This is a genomic window from Flavobacterium sp. FlaQc-30, from assembly GCF_044005885.1.
Taxonomy (GTDB): Bacteria; Bacteroidota; Bacteroidia; order Flavobacteriales; family Flavobacteriaceae; genus Flavobacterium.
This window is the reverse complement of record NZ_JBIPCO010000003.1, coordinates 36,625-53,800: the sequence shown is the minus strand read 5'-3', so window position 1 is coordinate 53,800 and position 17,176 is coordinate 36,625. Positions and strand designations below refer to the sequence as shown.

Annotated in this window: 14 protein-coding genes; 8 read left to right on the top strand and 6 right to left on the bottom strand. The window is 33.5% G+C overall.

Going from position 1 to position 17,176, the window contains the following annotated elements; translation table 11 throughout:
- The first annotated feature begins 36 nt into the window (after nucleotides 1–36).
- From ACHRV0_RS08295 to ACHRV0_RS08285, 3 genes are all read left to right on the top strand, one after another.
- Complete coding sequence (locus ACHRV0_RS08295; protein WP_395440481.1) at nucleotides 37–1,353, top strand: DUF3472 domain-containing protein; 1,317 nt, start codon at nucleotides 37–39, stop codon at nucleotides 1,351–1,353.
- A 115-nt stretch (nucleotides 1,354–1,468) separates the two neighbouring features.
- Nucleotides 1,469–2,824 carry a Gfo/Idh/MocA family protein gene (locus ACHRV0_RS08290; protein ID WP_241686538.1) on the top strand — a complete coding sequence of 452 codons (1,356 nt, stop codon included), beginning with the start codon at nucleotides 1,469–1,471 and terminating at the stop codon, nucleotides 2,822–2,824.
- A gap of 86 nt (nucleotides 2,825–2,910) precedes the next feature.
- The gene (locus tag ACHRV0_RS08285; protein WP_395440480.1) at nucleotides 2,911–4,770 is read left to right on the top strand and encodes a beta-galactosidase family protein; all 1,860 of its coding nucleotides are present in this window, start codon (nucleotides 2,911–2,913) and stop codon (nucleotides 4,768–4,770) included.
- A 60-nt stretch (nucleotides 4,771–4,830) separates the two neighbouring features.
- On the opposite strand, the gene ACHRV0_RS08280 is transcribed toward ACHRV0_RS08285, so the two are convergent.
- The 5 genes from ACHRV0_RS08280 to guaA form a co-directional block, all read right to left on the bottom strand.
- Entirely contained in the window at nucleotides 4,831–5,232 is a 402-nt protein-coding gene (locus ACHRV0_RS08280) for an OsmC family protein (protein WP_129024114.1), read from the bottom strand.
- A 56-nt stretch (nucleotides 5,233–5,288) separates the two neighbouring features.
- The gene (locus ACHRV0_RS08275; RefSeq protein ID WP_395440479.1) at nucleotides 5,289–5,882 is read right to left on the bottom strand and encodes a nucleosidase; all 594 of its coding nucleotides are present in this window, start codon (nucleotides 5,880–5,882) and stop codon (nucleotides 5,289–5,291) included.
- A 191-nt stretch (nucleotides 5,883–6,073) separates the two neighbouring features.
- Entirely contained in the window at nucleotides 6,074–8,143 is a 2,070-nt protein-coding gene (locus ACHRV0_RS08270; RefSeq protein ID WP_395440478.1) for a LysM peptidoglycan-binding domain-containing protein, read from the bottom strand.
- Between the two features lie 94 nt (nucleotides 8,144–8,237).
- Nucleotides 8,238–10,139 carry a LysM peptidoglycan-binding domain-containing protein gene (locus tag ACHRV0_RS08265; RefSeq protein WP_395440477.1) on the bottom strand — a complete coding sequence of 634 codons (1,902 nt, stop codon included), beginning with the start codon at nucleotides 10,137–10,139 and terminating at the stop codon, nucleotides 8,238–8,240.
- Nucleotides 10,140–10,199: 60 nt separating this feature from the next.
- Nucleotides 10,200–11,729 carry a glutamine-hydrolyzing GMP synthase gene (gene guaA / locus ACHRV0_RS08260; protein ID WP_089055145.1) on the bottom strand — a complete coding sequence of 510 codons (1,530 nt, stop codon included), beginning with the start codon at nucleotides 11,727–11,729 and terminating at the stop codon, nucleotides 10,200–10,202.
- 241 nt (nucleotides 11,730–11,970) lie between these two features.
- Between guaA and ACHRV0_RS08255 the strand changes: the two genes are divergently transcribed.
- A complete protein-coding gene (locus tag ACHRV0_RS08255; protein WP_395440476.1) occupies nucleotides 11,971–12,498 on the top strand; it encodes a hypothetical protein in 528 nt (175 codons plus the stop codon).
- Nucleotides 12,499–12,638: 140 nt separating this feature from the next.
- Here the strand turns inward: ACHRV0_RS08255 and ACHRV0_RS08250 are convergent, their stop codons facing one another.
- On the bottom strand, nucleotides 12,639–13,349 hold the full coding sequence (locus ACHRV0_RS08250; protein WP_129024119.1) for a hypothetical protein: 711 nt from the start codon (nucleotides 13,347–13,349) through the stop codon (nucleotides 12,639–12,641).
- 356 nt (nucleotides 13,350–13,705) lie between these two features.
- Between ACHRV0_RS08250 and ACHRV0_RS08245 the strand changes: the two genes are divergently transcribed.
- From ACHRV0_RS08245 to ACHRV0_RS08230, 4 genes are all read left to right on the top strand, one after another.
- A complete protein-coding gene (locus ACHRV0_RS08245; protein ID WP_129024120.1) occupies nucleotides 13,706–14,629 on the top strand; it encodes a DnaJ C-terminal domain-containing protein in 924 nt (307 codons plus the stop codon).
- Nucleotides 14,622–14,927: a chaperone modulator CbpM gene (locus ACHRV0_RS08240; protein WP_129024121.1), complete on the top strand. Its 306-nt coding sequence runs from the start codon at nucleotides 14,622–14,624 to the stop codon at nucleotides 14,925–14,927. Before ACHRV0_RS08245 ends, ACHRV0_RS08240 begins: the two co-directional genes overlap by 8 nt.
- A 366-nt stretch (nucleotides 14,928–15,293) precedes the next feature.
- The gene (locus tag ACHRV0_RS08235) at nucleotides 15,294–15,677 is read left to right on the top strand and encodes a RidA family protein (protein ID WP_099719842.1); all 384 of its coding nucleotides are present in this window, start codon (nucleotides 15,294–15,296) and stop codon (nucleotides 15,675–15,677) included.
- A gap of 159 nt (nucleotides 15,678–15,836) precedes the next feature.
- Nucleotides 15,837–17,072, top strand: a complete 1,236-nt coding sequence (locus tag ACHRV0_RS08230) for a voltage-gated chloride channel family protein (protein ID WP_395440475.1) — start codon at nucleotides 15,837–15,839, stop codon at nucleotides 17,070–17,072.
- Nucleotides 17,073–17,176: the final 104 nt, after the last annotated feature.

Here is a 17,176-nt window from a genome sequence, read left to right as displayed (position 1 = left end):
ACTTCAAAAAAAGAAAAACCTAAATTACCTATAACTATGAAAAACATATTCTGCTTAATTCTCGCTTTAACCGCTTTTTCCTGCACAGCCAGTAATGATGCTTTTAGCGAAAAAACAAGTTTAGAAAATCCAAAAACAAAAATTTCACTCCCTCTAGCCGGTAATGCATACAGTTCTAAACATGTAGACGAAAGCAATACAATTACGGATAACGGTATTGAAAACTGGACTAATTCTGACGAATATTTTACAGCTTATTTTAGAGTTTCGAAAGCAGGAATTTTTCAAATTACTATAGAAGAATCAGTACAAGTTTTTGGAAAATCAGAACTTGAGTTTTCCATCAACAATGAAGCTAAAAGAGTCAAATTTACAGCATCAAAAAAAGCAGTTACAGCAGGAACTTGGAAAATAAACCAAGAAGGATATGTTGCAGTCAAAATAAAAGGAATCAGCAAAACAGGTGATCGTTTTCCGTCAATTAATCGTCTAACGATTTCAAGTGATGATTACGCTGCAAAAATAGCTTTTGTTCCTAACAACGAAGGAAACTTCTACCATTGGGGTCGTCGCGGACCATCTGTGCACTTAAACTATCAAGTTCCAGAAAACACCAATGCAAAATGGTATTACAACGAACTTACTGTTCCTGAAAATGAGGACAAAATTGGTTCCTATTTTATGGCAAATGGCTTTGGAGAAGGATATTTTGGAATTCAAGTCAATTCCGCTTCCGAAAGAAGAGTTTTATTCTCAGTTTGGAGTCCATTTACCACAGATGATCCAGCAAGTATTCCAGAATCACATAAAATAAAAATGCTTAAAAAAGGTGAAAAGGTACATACTGGCGAATTCGGAAACGAAGGTTCAGGAGGACAGAGTTACCTAAAATACAACTGGAAAGCAGGAACAACTTACAAATTTTTACTACAAGGATTTCCACTAAACAACAACACAACAACTTATACAGCCTACTTTTACGCACCAGAGCAAGGAAAATGGCTTTTGATTGCGAGCTTTAACCGCCCACAAACCAACACATATTTAAAAAGATTTCATTCATTTCTAGAGAATTTTATCCCAGAACAAGGTGATTTTTCTCGTAAAGTCTTATTTAACAATCAATGGATTTGCGACGAAAAAGGAGTTTGGTCAGAAATTAATTCGGCGCGCTTTACAACAGACAATACGGGTGCTAAAGAATACCGAATGGATTTTGCAGGCGGACTTGACGCTAACTCTTTTTATTTAAAAAATGGAGGCTTTTTTAATAACTATACAACACCAAAAACAATTTTTTCAAGACCTTTAGCAAATAAAAAGCCAGAGATAAATTTTGAAGCTTTACCTTAACTGGTCTTAAAAATCACAAATACAAAAACAATAATTCCCGATAATCAGCATTTAGATTATCAATCATTTTCAAATCAAATTAATTCAAATTATGAAAACTAGTATTTTAAAATTCATGTTAGCTGCCTGTCTTTTGTTTGGATGCACAATCGCGTCGGCACAAATGATCAAAACCAAAACGCCGGCTCGTGCAAAAGGACAGCAAGATGTACTGCAATTAGCAACTACTCCAATTCCAACTGTTCGAGTAGCCTTTATTGGTTTAGGAATGCGTGGTCCAGGAGCTGTAGAACGTATGACACATATACCAGGTGTCGAAATCGTAGCACTTTGCGATATGCTTGAAAAAAACACACAATCGTCTAACGAAATTTTAACTAAAGCTGGTTTTCCTAAAGCACAAGAATTTTTTGGAGATGAAAATGCATGGAGAAAAGTTACAGCATTACCAAATGTTGATTTAGTTTATATCGCTACAGATTGGAAACACCACGCACAAATTGGTGTTCAAGCAATGAAAGACGGAAAACACGTTGCTATTGAAGTTCCAGGTGCAATGACAATGAAAGAAATCTGGGATCTTATCGATACTTCAGAAAAAACTCGTAAGCACTGTATGCAGTTGGAAAACTGTGTGTATGACTTCTTCGAGCTTACGACTTTAAACATGGCACAACAAGGTTTATTTGGAGAAATTCTTCATGCTGAAGGTTCTTACATTCACGGATTACAGCCATTTTGGGGAGAATACTGGAACAACTGGAGAATGGATTACAACATTAAACACCGTGGAGATATCTATGCAACACACGGTATGGGGCCAGCTTGTCAGGCATTAAACATTCACCGTGGAGACAAAATGAATTTCTTAGTTTCTATGGATACTAAAGCAGTTGGAAATCCTGCTTATATCAAAGAAAAATCAGGTAAGGAAATTAAAGATTTTAGAAACGGTGATCACACGATGACTATGATTCGTACTGAAAATGGAAAAACTATCCAAATTCAACACGACGTTACTTCTCCTCGTCCGTACAGCAGAATGTATCAATTAAGCGGTACAAAAGGTTTTGCAAACAAATATCCATTAGAAGGATATGCTTTAGACGGTAAATCATTAAGTGATGACGTAAAACCAAATCATGAAAAATTAAACGCTCACTCATTTGTACCAGAAGATGTAAAAAAAGCATTAATGGAAAAATACAAGCACCCAATTGTAAAAAATATCGAAGAAAAAGCTAAAAAAGTAGGTGGTCACGGCGGAATGGATTTCGTAATGGATTACCGTTTAATTTACTGCCTTCAAAAAGGACTTCCTTTAGATATGGATGTTTATGATTTAGCAGAATGGTCTTGTTTAGGACCTTTGACAGAAATTTCTCTTGATAATGGTTCTGCACCTGTAGAAATTCCTGATTTCACACGCGGCGGATGGAATAAATTAAAAAAATTAGAATTCGCGGAATAAATTTATTGGTTAGTTAGTAGAAGCAAGAGGGCGCAAATTTATAGCGCTCTTTTGTTTATTAAAAAGATTTTTAATTACTTTGAAAAATGAAAAAAGTTTACTACACCCTCCTATTTGCCTTTTTTACACTGCTCTCTGCATCAGCACAGCAAAAACAAACTTTCGCTATAAGCGGAGGAGATTTTTTATTGAATGGAAAACCAATACAGATTCACTCAGGTGAAATGCATTATTCGCGTATTCCACAGCAATATTGGCGTCATCGTCTTAAAATGATGAAAGCCATGGGATTAAATGCCGTTGCTACTTATGTGTTTTGGAATTACCACGAAACTGCTCCCGGTGTATGGGATTTTAAAACAGGAAATAAAAACTTAGCAGAATATATAAAAACAGCTCAAGAAGAAGGATTATTTGTAATTCTTCGTCCAGGTCCGTACGTATGTGCTGAATGGGAATTTGGCGGTTACCCTTTTTTCTTGCAGAATGTTCCTAATATGGTTATTCGTGGCTACAACGCAGCATATTTAGCAGCTACAAAAGCTTACTTCACACAATTATACAATCAGGTTAAAGATTTACAAATTACCAAAGGCGGCCCAATTATTATGGTTCAGGGTGAAAACGAATTTGGTTCGTATGTTGCACAGCGAAAAGATGTTCCGTTAGAAGAACATAAAAAATACAGTGCAGCAGTATTTCAGCAATTAAAAGACCTTGGTTTTGAAGTTCCTTTTTTCACTTCAGACGGAAGCTGGTTGTTTGAAGGCGGTGCATTACCAGGCGCATTGCCAACTGCAAATGGTGAAAGTGATATTGCAAAATTAAAAGAAGTTGTAAATAAATTCAATAATGGTCAAGGTCCTTATATGGTTGCTGAGTTTTATCCAGGCTGGTTAGATCATTGGGCAGAACCTTTCCCAACGCAAAAACCAGAACAAACCGCTCGTCAGACTAAAAAATACTTAGACAATAAGGTATCATTCAACTATTATATGGTTCATGGCGGTACTAATTTCGGATTCACTTCTGGAGCTAATTACGACAAAGAACACGATATTCAGCCTGATATGACATCATACGATTATGATGCTCCTATAAGTGAAGCAGGATGGGCAACTCCTAAATACAATGCTTTAAGAGAATTGCTTAAAACAAGCGAAACTCCTGCCGTTCCAGAAAAAATGCCAATTATCGAAATTCCGAAAATAGCATTAACAAAAACGGTTGATTTAGCCGATTTAAAAGCAAAAATAAGCCCAGTATACGAAGATACTCCACAAACCTTTGAACAATTAAATCAAGGTGATGGTTATGTTTGGTACAGCAAAAAATTCACACAGCCAATCAGTGGAAAACTGGAATTAAAAGGATTACGTGATTATGCAATCGTTTATGTTAACGGAAAAAAAGTAGCAGAATTAAACCGATACTATAAAAAATACGATTGCGACATCGAAGTTCCTTTTAACGCTACTTTAGATATTGTAGTCGAAAACATGGGACGTATTAATTATGGTTCTCAAATCAACGAAAATAATAAAGGAATTATAAGCCCGGTTATTATTAATGGTCAGACTATTACAGGCGATTGGGAAATGTATAAATTACCTATGAGCCAAGAACCAGATTTGACTGCCTATAAAAATTCAGGTAAAGTAAATCGTCCTACTTTATACCAAGGAACTTTTACACTTAGCAAAACAGGAGACACCTTTTTAGACATGCGTGATTGGGGTAAAGGGATTGTGTTTGTAAACGGAATCAACATTGGTCGTTATTGGAGTGTTGGACCACAGCAAACTCTATACCTTCCGGGATGCTGGCTTAAAAAAGGCAAAAACAATATTGTAATTTTTGAGCAAAAAAATGAGACGTTGCAAAAAGAACTTAAAAGTATAGCAACTCCAATTTTAGAGGATTTAAGACCTGAAAAAGGACAATAATATACAAAAGCAAAAAAGCCATTCACAACAATGAATGGCTTTTTTTATGTGAATAAAAGATTACTTCCAGTTGAAAGTAACTCGTTTTTCAATTTCAGGATTTAAGCTAAATAAAACCGGGCAAGTCATTGCCGCACGCTCTAGGATAGTTCGGTTTTTCTCATCAGATACACCGTTCATTTCAAAAACAATTTCGATTGCACCAATACGACGTGGTTCTGCATTCATAATTTTAGTTACTTCGGCAGTCGAATCGATTAGATCTACTTCCATATCACGAGCTTTAATCCCCATAATCGTCATCATGCAGCTTGCTAAAGCATTTGCAACAAGATCTGTTGGAGAAAACGCTTCTCCTTTTCCGAAATTATCCACAGGCGGATCAGAGATAACTTCGCTTCCTGATTGCACATGTATTGATTTTGTTCTTAATTCACCTAAATAAGTTACTTTTGATGTCATAATGTTGTTTTACAATATTTATATTCTTTTTTTTATGTTTTTAGTTATTGAGGAGATTACTGATCTAATCCTAATTTAAAAAGTTTTCCATAAGCCAATGCTGCTTTATGAACCTGAACCAGCCAGTCTTCTGCTGCATTATCATCCGCACCATCCGAAATGTATTTTAAACATAAAAACGGAATATCCTCTTTCATAGCAATCAGTGCCAATGCATAAGCTTCCATATCTACAACATTATACAAAACCTCAGAATGCCCCATTTCAAAACTATCTCCAGTTCCGCAGATTCCTTCCTGTAAACCATCCATTTTTAAGCCATATTCAAAAACTGTCGGCAGACCAGAAAATGGAGTTTCGTAGAGCTCATATCCTAAACCTCGAACATCCATATCTCTTTGTATAAATTTCGTACAGCAGACAATATCACCTTTCTTAAAAAAATTACTTCCAGCAGATCCAAGATTAACAATTAATGAAGGCTTTTTATGCTGCAAAACTTTCGACAATTCGTAAGCAGCATTCACCTTCCCTATTCCGGTCATAATCGTATTACATCTTTCAAAAACGTCGGCAGCTTCGGCTTTCAAAGCAAAAGAAAATAATATATCCTCTATTAAAAATGACTGTTCGTGGTTTATTTTTACCATCAATTTATTTTAATTTTTGAGATACAAAAATACCATTTTTAATCTGTCACGATAGTCTATATCACGATTCTTTTAAAAAATCATAAATAAAAAATCCGTGTTGCAAAAAAGCAGCACGGATTTTTTATTCTATATCCTAAATTAAATAATTAGTAAACTTTCACATCTAATTTACTGGATTAATACTAGTATTAATTTGCAGTTTTTAAAGTTAAATCAGAATCATAATATAAAATGTAGACCCCTTTATTAGCATGTCCGCCATCTTCTTTTTTATAAAACTGAAACTTATTCTCCACTTGTTGTGTAGTCATTAAATCTGCTGTTTCTCGATATGTTTTTCCTTGAACCAAACGCATCATCGTATCAAAAGTTACATCAAAACCTCTTGTCGCATATGTATTTGGATAGATTTTGTTTTTTAATCTATAGTCTTTCTTAAAGATTGAAACCGCCTGATCATCGCTGTCACGAGTAACCGATGGATACATCAATTTAAGTTTTACCAGATTATCAAAATTAATCTCATCTGTATCAAGCGTACTGTTTGGTTCTAAAATTACCAATTGCACCTGACACGTTTTTTGTGCATCCAACAACGCTTTTATCGTTGTTTTTATCATTGCCGTATTCCCTGTTTCCATCACCACATAATTCATTCGATTTGGCAGTAATAAGCTTTTTAAATTAGCAGCGTCTAAACCTCCTGCCTCAGTCAAAGCTGCAAAAACAACTCCTTTTTGATTTTGTTTAATATAACTAATTACTGATTCTTTTTTCTTGTCTACAACGGCAACAATATTACCATTTTTAGCACGCATATAATCAAAAACAGTATTTCGAACAACCTCATTTGACGGTATAGTTTGATATAAATTTTCGATTGGGTTCGCCGCATCTTTTGATAATGGCGAAATAACTGGAACATTATACAATCTTAATGTATTAGCAGTAGATTCGGCATTATTTTGATAAAATGGGCCTACAACAGCATCAGCATCTTGCAATTTTGGAATTAAACTTGAAATATTTGACGTTGTTTTTGTTTCCTGCGAATCATAAATTGAAACATCGATTGGAAGTTTTAAAACTTTCGCTGAATCGATCGCCATCATTGCTCCTGAGTAAAAATCAAGAGTCATATTTAGAAATTTATCCGTTTTCAAGCGAGCAGCAGTTCCCGTTGTGTCGCTTTGTAATTTAGCCAAATTAAACGGAAGCAGTAAAACCACTTTTTTACGATCACCCTGACTTCTTTTTTTACTAAGTTCTACTATTTCAGGATTTACAGAAACAGTTTCAGATTTTACTTTGTCTACAATTTGTATTCCTCCAGAGCTTTTATTTTCAAGCACTTTCTCAATCGGCTGCTGTTGTGCAATAATTGGAGTCGGCGCTAAATATCCTGTTGGAACTTTTAAAACCATTCCTTCTTTTACACCTTCTGAAAGTGCAGGATTAAGTGCCGTTAATTCTTCTTGCGATATATGAAACGTTCTTGATAAGCTGTAAAAAGTTTCTTTTGGTTTTACCTGATAATCCATGTAGCTGACTGCTTTTTTTGCAGGTTCAGCAGGCTTTTTAACTTCTTCATGCTTAACAACATTTGCAGCAGTACTTTCTGTTTTTGGTGCTGTTCCTTTAATCGTTAATCGATATCCAACTGGCAGATTTGAAACGATATCTGGATTTCTTTTTTCTAAATCTTCAACCGTAGTTTTATATTGTTTTGCAATAGAATATTTAGTTTCTTTTGGCTGAACATCATGGTATACGTACTTTTCTTGTACTTTTTCTTTCGTTTTTTTATCTGCTGCAACTACAGGTTTTGAAGCAGATCCTTTTGCAGGAATTACTAATTTCTGACCAATTTGCACGCCTGTTTTTTCAAGAAACGGATTTGCTGCTTTTAAAGCTTCATCAGAAATATTATATTTTTTTTCGATGCTGTAAAACGTCTCTTTTGGTTGTACTTCATGAATAATTTCTTTTGAACTTTCGGTCGTTTTTACCGCAGCAGTTGTAGTTTTTACCGCACTTTTAACAGCAGTTGTAGGAATTAATAAAACCGAATTGGGTACTAAACCTCTTCTTGCATCTGGATTTAATTCGTAAATATCAAAAGGCGTAACCTTAAATTTCTGTGCAATCTGATTTATTGTTTCTCCACTAGAAACAGTATATTTTACTACCTTTTCCTGAGAAAAAGCAGAACAGGTTACAAAAAAAACAAGGAATAATAAGGTCGAAAAATACTTCATAATATGGCTTAAAACAATTTAATTTCTAATTCAATTAACAAGATAATAATTTCTTTTATACAAGATTCAAGCCACTTGTTAAATCTTGCAGTTATTATCTAAGATCAACTTCCAATTTTGCAATAATAATGTTCTTATATAACTCATCTTCTTCTTTTTTCTTGCATTGATATAAAACTTCTTCCATGTTTTTAAACTTATCTGAGTAAACATAATACGAAAGACTGTTTATATTAAAGAAAAAGCTGGCGTTAAAATCTCCAGAATCAATGAGTTTCATAATAAACTTATCACGCAGCATTGCGTCTGTAAATATACCTAAAACTAAGTAATAGCCGTTTGAAACTTCTCGAAGATTATCATAAACTTCAACTTTTACTGTTTTGTCGCTTTTAAGCGGGTTTTCTTCCAATTCACGCTTCATTTCTTCTAATGAAACTACTTTTGAAACACCTGTAAAATTTGACTTTTTAACTGCTTCATCCTGATACTTTTTCAGTTTTACAAGTGCTAGTTTATCATCAAATTTTCTAGCTTCCATACTATAATAAGAAGCTTTACTAATGTGACGTTTTACTTCGATTTTTTTCTGAGTATCCAGAGAATCTATTTTTGCAATCAATAATTGATTTTGTGCATCTCCTTTTTCCTGCTCAATCTTATAACGCTTTACCTCCTCCACCGAAAGTCTTTGCTGTATAGATGATACATTGTTATTTTTTTCGCTTTCGCGGATTTTCTTTTTGTACTCCTGATTTTCTTCAACAGCAATTTTCTCGACTTTGTTCATCAAACCGGCATATGCTTTTCGATTTTCAGCCAGTTCTTTTTTTAACTGCGACGACAACTCACTTGTTTGCGAAATACTCGCATAAGATTGCTTTTCTAAACGTTTAGATTCATCAACATTTAAAATATCCATTCGTTTTAATTCGACCAAATCACTATTCATTGTATTTACCAGTGAATCCAGCTTAGCCATTAAAACATCCTGAACATTTTTATTAGCCTCCAGAACCAATCGTAATTTTTCGACTGAATTTTCTTTTGAACCATTCATATCATTCAAATTAACCTTTAAATCATTAATTTTAATAATCTTCTGATTCATCTCTTTTTGAATAACAAGTCTGTCTTTCAAATCAGTAATTTCTACCGTTTTAGCTTTAGTTTTTTCAACTACGACTTGTTTTTCCGCCAAAGCAAGCATCAGTTCCTCATTTTCATTTGTTGGCTTAATTTCTTTTGTATTAATGGCTAACTTATTACCAACAACTAATCCGTTTACAATTTCAGGATTTTGTGATTCTAATTGATCTATAGAAATTCCATATTTTTTTGCAATTGAATATTTAGTTTCTTTTGGTTCAACCAAATGAAAAACAGTTTCCTGATTAATAACACGAACTCTTCCGTCTAAAGTTTTTCGCTTGTTCGGAATTACAATTGACTGCCCGATCTGCAATCCGTTTTGCAATAAATCCTTGTTTTCATTTTCTAAATCAGAAACTGAAACATTGTATTGTCTGGCAATACTGAAAAGCGATTCTTTGGCCGCAACCAAATGTGCAGCTTTTGAAGAACTTACATTCTCTGTTTTTGAAAGATTTAAAGGATTTGGAATACTTAATTCTTGACCTATTTGAAGTCCGTTGGCAAGAATTGGATTTGCATTTTGAATAGCTTCTACAGAAACATGGTATTGTTTTGATAAGCCAAAAAGAGTTTCTTTTGCGCCAACAACATGAGTAATCTGCTGGTCTTGTTTTATTTTTTCTGCAGAATGAATAGGGATTTTAATAATCTGATTGTCCTGGATTCCATTTTGCGATTCGGGGTTGAGTTTGTAAATCTCATCTACAGAAACTTTATACTTTTGGGCTATAAAATAAGCAGTTTCTCCCTTTTGAATTTTGTGCTCAATAATTGAGTCTTGTGCAGTTATTTTGTTAAAAGACAAAACAAACACAAGAGAAATCGTTAAAAATTCTCTCATAAATAGTAGGTTTAAAAATTAAGGCGTTACAAATGTAACGCCTTAATTTGAAAAACAATACTATTCCCACTCAATTGTTGCTGGTGGTTTTGAGCTGATATCGTAAACCACACGGTTCACGCCTTTTACTTTATTTATAATGTCGTTTGACACTTTCATCAAGAAATCGTACGGTAAATGAACCCAGTCAGCAGTCATTCCGTCTGTTGATTCTACAGCTCTAAGCGCTACTACTTTTTCATAAGTACGCTCATCACCCATTACACCAACACTGTTTACAGGAAGCAAAATTGCTCCAGCCTGCCAAACTTTGTCATATAATCCCCAAGATTTTAACCCTTCGATAAATACAGAATCTACATCTTGTAAAATTTGTACTTTCTCTGGAGTAATATCTCCTAAAATTCTAATTGATAATCCTGGTCCTGGAAAAGGGTGTCTTCCTAATAATTCAGGATCTATACCTAAAGTAGCTCCAACTCTACGAACTTCGTCTTTAAACAACATTCTAAGTGGTTCTACAATTTGTAATTTCATATAATCTGGCAATCCACCTACATTATGGTGTGATTTAATAGTTGCCGATGGTCCTTTTACCGATACAGATTCGATTACGTCTGGATAAATAGTTCCCTGTGCTAACCATTTTACATCTTCGATCAAATGAGATTCATCATCAAAAACTTCGATAAATACACGTCCGATAGTTTTACGTTTCGTTTCAGGATCGCTGATTCCTGCTAATTCAGAAAGAAAACGATCTCCCGCATCAACACCTTTTACATTTAATCCCATTCCTTTGTATTGATCTAATACACTTTGGAATTCGTTTTTACGCAAAAGTCCGTTGTTTACGAAAATACAGTACAGATTTTTACCAATTGCTTGGTTTAATAAAACCGCAGCAACTGTAGAATCTACTCCGCCTGATAATCCTAAAACTACTTTATCGTTTCCTAATTTCTCTTTTAATTCTCCCACCATTTCTTCAACGAAAGCATTTGGTGTAAAGTTTTGAGGAACTTCGGCAATTTTTACTAAAAAGTTCTCCAGCATTTTTGATCCATCTGTAGAATGGAAAACTTCTGGATGATATTGAATTCCGTAAGTTGTTTCGCCTTCAATTTTATAAGCGGCAAATTCTACGTCATGTGTGCTTGCTAATTTTACAGCATTTGTTGGAAGTGCTTTAATACTATCACTGTGGCTCATCCAAACTTGGCTGTTTTCTGAAACGCCTTCAAAGAAAACTTCGTTCTCTTTTATATAAGATAAATTAGCTCTACCGTATTCTCTAGTGTTTGAAGCTGCTACTTCTCCACCGCTGAAATGAGCTAAATACTGCGCTCCGTAACAAACGGCAAGCATTGGAAGTTTACCTCTAATTTGAGATAAATCAGGATGTGGAGCATCTTCTGCACGAACAGAAAATGGGCTTCCGCCTAAAATTACTGCTTTGTAAGCTGATAAATCACTAGGAAAGTGATTGTATGGGAAAATTTCGCAGAATATATTTAATTCGCGAACTCTACGCGCAATAAGCTGAGTATATTGCGATCCGAAATCTAAAATAAGTACGTTGTGTTGCATGCGCAAAAATACTTTTTATATTCGAAATTGAAAAATCGGAACGTTGAAAAATAAATATTTTTTTTCAACGTTCCGATTTTTAGGCTCAAAGGTTCAGAGTAACAGAGGTTCAGAGGTTTATAATTTTATTAAAAAACATTTGCTTTTTTTCATTGAACCTTTGCATCTTTGAACCTAAAAACAAAAAATCCAAAAACCAAAATATTTCGTATCTACCGAAAAACCCAAACTAATTTTAAATATGAAATCAAAATTTATTGCAATCGCCCTTTTATTAGCAGTAGCATTAACGTCTTGCGATGCTGTTGATGACTTACTAAGTTTTAATATATCAAATGAAACTTCTATTAAAATTAACAGCACATCGCCAATCAATCTGCCATCAGAAATAATTACTCCAGAGGTAACCACTAATTCATCGGCAGAATTTGAAAACAATAAAACAAAGGCAAGTTTAGTAAAAGATGTAAAACTTCGATCTTTAAAATTAGCCATTACTGATCCTTCAGACAAAACTTTTACTTTTCTAAAATCTGTTCACTTATACATTTCAACAACAGATTCTGATGAAATAGAATTAGCGTATCAGGATAATATAAATGCAACAACAAACACGATTGATTTAATTTGCACGGATAAAAAATTAGATCAATACATCAAGGCAGATAAATATAAAATTAGAACTAAGGTTACTTTAAAAGAAACGCTTACAAAAGATGTTACTATAAAAGCCGAAATGAAGTTTAGAGTTACGGCAGATCCGTTTTAGTCTAAGATACTAAGAAGCTAAGATTCTAAGGTTCTGAGTTTTTTCTTGGCTTTTTAATTTCAGTTTTAAGCTGCTAAGGTTCTAAAATACTACTTTTTTCTTAGTATCTCAGAACCTTAGCTTCTTAGTATCTTAAAAAATTACTCTTTTGTAACAATAATCGAAGCCTTAAAACCTGCAGCCAGATTATCCCAATAATCATTGGTTACTAATTCACCTTTATCGTCGTATACTCTAATTTCGGCGGTATTTCCTCCTAGAGAACCAATATTTAGAGCTTCAAAATCTAATTTATTGAAACCGTTTACCAGATCAATTTTTACATCTTTAAAATTAGAATCTAAAAATATCTGATCTCTAATTACTTTATCATTAGAAGAAACTTTCACTAAATCGCCATCAATAGCACCAAAATCACGGAATTTCACAATAAAATACTGTGACTTGGTTCTAAAATCTCCTAAGGAAATATTTTTCTTCACCAGCGTTCCTCGACCTTCTCTTAAACCAGCATCTTTTAAAGCTTTGTTTATATCTTTTTCCATTTTTGCCACATATTGATCGCCTGGATTGGCAAAATCTGTTTCTGTAGACATTGTGAACTTGCTCTTTTCCTGTCCGATCTGGAATTGAGATGTTGGCGTTATACTTTTATTTTCAAAAATATTTGGAGCTTTTATACTAGGTACATCTGCAGTTTCTGCCTGCGGATTTTTGACTTGCGGAATTGGTTCTTTTTTCTTTGCGCCAAACTTAGGTGCCGGAATTGGCTTCATCTTGCCTCCAAATTCAGTCTGCGCTGAAACTGTTAGAGCTGTAAAAAATAATATGAAAAATAAAAGATGCTTCATTGAAAAGGTGTTATCGAATCGGCTTTAAAATTTTTATAAAATCGTAAGTCAAGCATCACAAAAATAATATAAATAAGTTTGGTGCGACAACTTTAAGACTATTATAACAATATATTAGGCTAATTTTTGGAAGCAAAAAACCTGCCAAAAATCTCTAGCAAATATCTGACAAAACTTTCATAACCAAAATTAATCCTACATTTTACAAATAAAAACTAACATTATTTCTTTGATAGTAAACAACTTATTACTAACTTCAAAACTTTAAAAAAGTTATTCTAAAATTTCAAAAAAAATAACTTCTTCCAAAATAAAACCAAGCGGCTAATTCTTTTAATATTATAAAATTCTAAAAAATGGATTATATCGATTATTATAAAATATTAGGCATTACCAAATCTGCTACTGATGCCGATATCAAAAAGGCATATCGAAAACTGGCACGAAAATATCATCCCGATTTAAATCCGAATGATAAAGAAGCCGAACAAAAATTCAAAGAGATAAATGAAGCAAATGAGGTTTTAAGCAATCCCGAAAATCGTAAAAAATACGATAAGTATGGAAAAGACTGGAAACATGCCGATGAATTTGAAAAGGCAGGCTATGACCCAAATCAGCAGCAATATTCGAGACAACAGCAAGGCGGAAATCAAAGTTATACTGATTTTGGCGGAGGTAATTTTTCTGAGAGTGATTTTTCCGATTTCTTTAATTCTATGTATGGCGGTTCTGGAAGAGGTTCAAGAGCTCAAGCAAAATATCGTGGACAGGATTTTAATGCAGAATTACAGCTTGATTTAGCATCTGCTTATACCACTCACAAACAAAACTTAAATGTAAACGGTAAAAATATCCGAATTACGATTCCGGCTGGTGTTGAAAACGGACAGATTATAAAAATTCCAAATCATGGAGCGCCTGGAGCAAACGGCGGACCTAACGGCGATTTGTACATTACTTTTATAATTAATAACAGCTCCGATTTTAAACGTGAAGGCAATAATTTATATGCCGATGTTGATCTGGATTTATACACGGCAATTTTAGGCGGAGAAATTTATGTGAATACTTTTGATGGAAAAGTAAAAATAAAAGTAGCACCCGAAACTCAACCGGGAACCAAAGTAAAACTAAAAGGAAAAGGATTTCCTGTTTACAAAAAAGACAATCAGTTTGGTGATTTATATATAACGTATACTTTAAAATTACCAACTAAATTATCTGAAAAAGAAAAAGAATTATTTGCAGAATTAGCTAAACTAAGAAATCATGAATAACAAAAGCTTAATCTTAATAAAACAGTTTTGTTTGTATAACGAAATTGAAAATACTTTTATAAAAGAGCTGCATAATTATGGCTTAGTCGAAATTGTTGTCGAAGAAAACGAAGAATATTTACAGCCTGAACAACTGCCTGCCATAGAAAAAATGATTCGTATGCATTATGACCTAAAAATTAATTTTGAAGGAATTGATGCTATTTACCATTTACTTAACAAAATTGAAATTTTGCAGCAGCATCTTACCAGCACACAAAATAAACTTAGAATTTATGAAGAGCATCAAATATCATAAAATTCAAGAATTATAGCCCTTTTCACGTAATTAATTCAACAATTAGAAACATAGACTATAGTTTATCAAAAAAAGGCGTTTCACTTATTTAAAATACGCATAGCACAGCTATGTGAGAGAAATATGTTTCTTTTTGTATTCTTTTCGAAATATAAAATCTATGCTTCTATGTGTTTAAGTAAATTTTTAGAAATTACATCCAACAGGTAAATTATCCTTTTAAAATATCACAAAAAACAATAATTACCAAAGAGATTTCAAACAATTACGACTCTTTTTACCAAGCATATTTTATAAATTGCAGCACATTAATTAACCTGAATTTGTTTTTAAAAACGTAAAGAACAATTCAAAAAAACACACAAAATGAAAAGAGAAAATATCTTAACAGGATCACCGTGGGAAGACAAAATGGGATATTGCCGCGCTGTAAGAATTGGCAATATCATTGAAGTTTCTGGCACTGTTGCAATTGTTGACGGCGAAAATGTTAAAGCAGACGATGCTTATGCTCAAACTTATAACATTCTTGAACGTGTAGAAAAGGTTTTAGAAGATTTGAATGTTGGAATGAAAGACGTTATTAGAACACGAATTTTCACTACCAATATTTCTACTTTTGAAGATGTAGCCAGAGCACATTCTGCTTTCTTTAAAGATGTAAAACCAACTACAGGTTTTTATGAAATAAGTAAATTAGTTGCTCCTGAATATTTAGTTGAAATTGAATTTACAGCTGTTGTTCAATAGTTTTTTTGCCGCTAATTTCACGAATTCCCACTAATTATTTTTTTTTGTTTTATCACTGATTAAAAGATTTTAAAAGATTTCTTTTGTTTTCTTCAATAAAAAAAACATTAATTCGTGAAAATTCGTGAAATTCGTGGCTAAAATATTTTTAATCTTTGGATGGCTTTTCAAAACCCAAAACAACTACTACTTGATATCCCTAAATGGATTCTTATCTGTGCTTTAATAGGTATACTTTCAGGATCTGCTTCTGCATTTTTTCTTGTTTCTTTAGAATGGGTTACGCAGTTTAGAATACAGCACGATTGGATTATCTTCCTTTTACCATTTGGCGGTTTATTAGTTGGGTTAAGTTATTATTATTGGGGAAAATCTGTTGTAAAAGGCAATAATTTATTGCTTGAAGAATATGAAAAACCCAAAAAAGTAATTCCGCTTAAAATGGCTCCTTTAGTACTTTTAGGAACCTTAATTACACATTTATTTGGAGGTTCAGCGGGTCGTGAAGGGACTGCTGTACAAATGGGAGGCGCTATCGCTGACCAATTCACCAGAATTTTCAAATTAGACAATTCTGAACGCAAAATTCTAATAATTCTGGGTATCAGTGCAGGTTTTGCTTCTGTTTTTGGAACACCTTTGGCGGGTACCATTTTTGCTCTCGAAGTTTTATACTTCAGCAAAATCAATTTCAAAAGCATCCTATTATCATTTCTAGTCGCATATGTCGCTTATTTTACGGTAGAATTTTGGGAAATAAAACATACCCATTACAGCATTCCTGTAATACCAGAATTAAGTATTTTGAACATCTTTTACACTTTACTAATTGGTCTTCTTTCAGGTTTTGCGGCTTTACTTTTTTCAAGAAGCACCCATTTTTGGAGTTCGCTTTTTTCAAAAAACATCAAATATCCTCCGCTTCGTCCTGTTATTGGAGGAACAATTTTAGCCATTGCAATTGCAGGATTTGGTTTTACTAAATTCTCTGGACTTGGTGTTCCTGTTATCGTTGAATCATTTTCAAACCCAAGTCAATGGTATGATTTTTTGCTTAAAATTTTATTCACAGGATTCACTTTAGGAGCTGGTTTTAAAGGCGGCGAAGTAACTCCATTATTTTTTGTAGGAGCCACTTTAGGCAGTGCCTTATCTTTAATTATCCCGATGCCTATCGCTCTTTTAGCAGGAATAGGATTTGTGTCTGTCTTTTCAGGAGCAACCCATACTCCTATCGCCTGCACCATTATGGGAATGGAATTATTTGGCATTCAACCCGGAATATTTATCGCACTTGGCTGTACAATTGCTTACTTTTCTTCAGGTTCAATTGGTATTTACAAATCACAGATTGTTAAAGGAGCTAAATATAAGCTGTACCAAAAATGGCTTTAATTTAGTCTTTATCAACGTTTTCAATAATCATTTGCAATAAAAAACAGGATCAAAAACTAACAACTGATAAAAGTGTGTTAATCTATAAAATGATTTCAACATTA

What these genes read in the sequence shown, in the direction of transcription:
- ACHRV0_RS08235 (WP_099719842.1), top strand. Translation starts at nt 15,294, where the DNA reads ATGAAAAGAGAAAATATCTTAACAGGATCACCGTGGGAAGACAAAATG.
- ACHRV0_RS08240 (WP_129024121.1), top strand. Translation starts at nt 14,622, where the DNA reads ATGAATAACAAAAGCTTAATCTTAATAAAACAGTTTTGTTTGTATAAC.
- ACHRV0_RS08230 (WP_395440475.1), top strand. Translation starts at nt 15,837, where the DNA reads ATGGCTTTTCAAAACCCAAAACAACTACTACTTGATATCCCTAAATGG.
- ACHRV0_RS08290 (WP_241686538.1), top strand. Translation starts at nt 1,469, where the DNA reads ATGTTAGCTGCCTGTCTTTTGTTTGGATGCACAATCGCGTCGGCACAA.
- guaA (WP_089055145.1), bottom strand. Translation starts at nt 11,729, where the DNA reads ATGCAACACAACGTACTTATTTTAGATTTCGGATCGCAATATACTCAG.
- ACHRV0_RS08245 (WP_129024120.1), top strand. Translation starts at nt 13,706, where the DNA reads ATGGATTATATCGATTATTATAAAATATTAGGCATTACCAAATCTGCT.
- ACHRV0_RS08265 (WP_395440477.1), bottom strand. Translation starts at nt 10,139, where the DNA reads ATGAGAGAATTTTTAACGATTTCTCTTGTGTTTGTTTTGTCTTTTAAC.
- ACHRV0_RS08280 (WP_129024114.1), bottom strand. Translation starts at nt 5,232, where the DNA reads ATGACATCAAAAGTAACTTATTTAGGTGAATTAAGAACAAAATCAATA.
- ACHRV0_RS08295 (WP_395440481.1), top strand. Translation starts at nt 37, where the DNA reads ATGAAAAACATATTCTGCTTAATTCTCGCTTTAACCGCTTTTTCCTGC.
- ACHRV0_RS08285 (WP_395440480.1), top strand. Translation starts at nt 2,911, where the DNA reads ATGAAAAAAGTTTACTACACCCTCCTATTTGCCTTTTTTACACTGCTC.
- ACHRV0_RS08270 (WP_395440478.1), bottom strand. Translation starts at nt 8,143, where the DNA reads ATGAAGTATTTTTCGACCTTATTATTCCTTGTTTTTTTTGTAACCTGT.
- ACHRV0_RS08275 (WP_395440479.1), bottom strand. Translation starts at nt 5,882, where the DNA reads ATGGTAAAAATAAACCACGAACAGTCATTTTTAATAGAGGATATATTA.
- ACHRV0_RS08255 (WP_395440476.1), top strand. Translation starts at nt 11,971, where the DNA reads ATGAAATCAAAATTTATTGCAATCGCCCTTTTATTAGCAGTAGCATTA.
- ACHRV0_RS08250 (WP_129024119.1), bottom strand. Translation starts at nt 13,349, where the DNA reads ATGAAGCATCTTTTATTTTTCATATTATTTTTTACAGCTCTAACAGTT.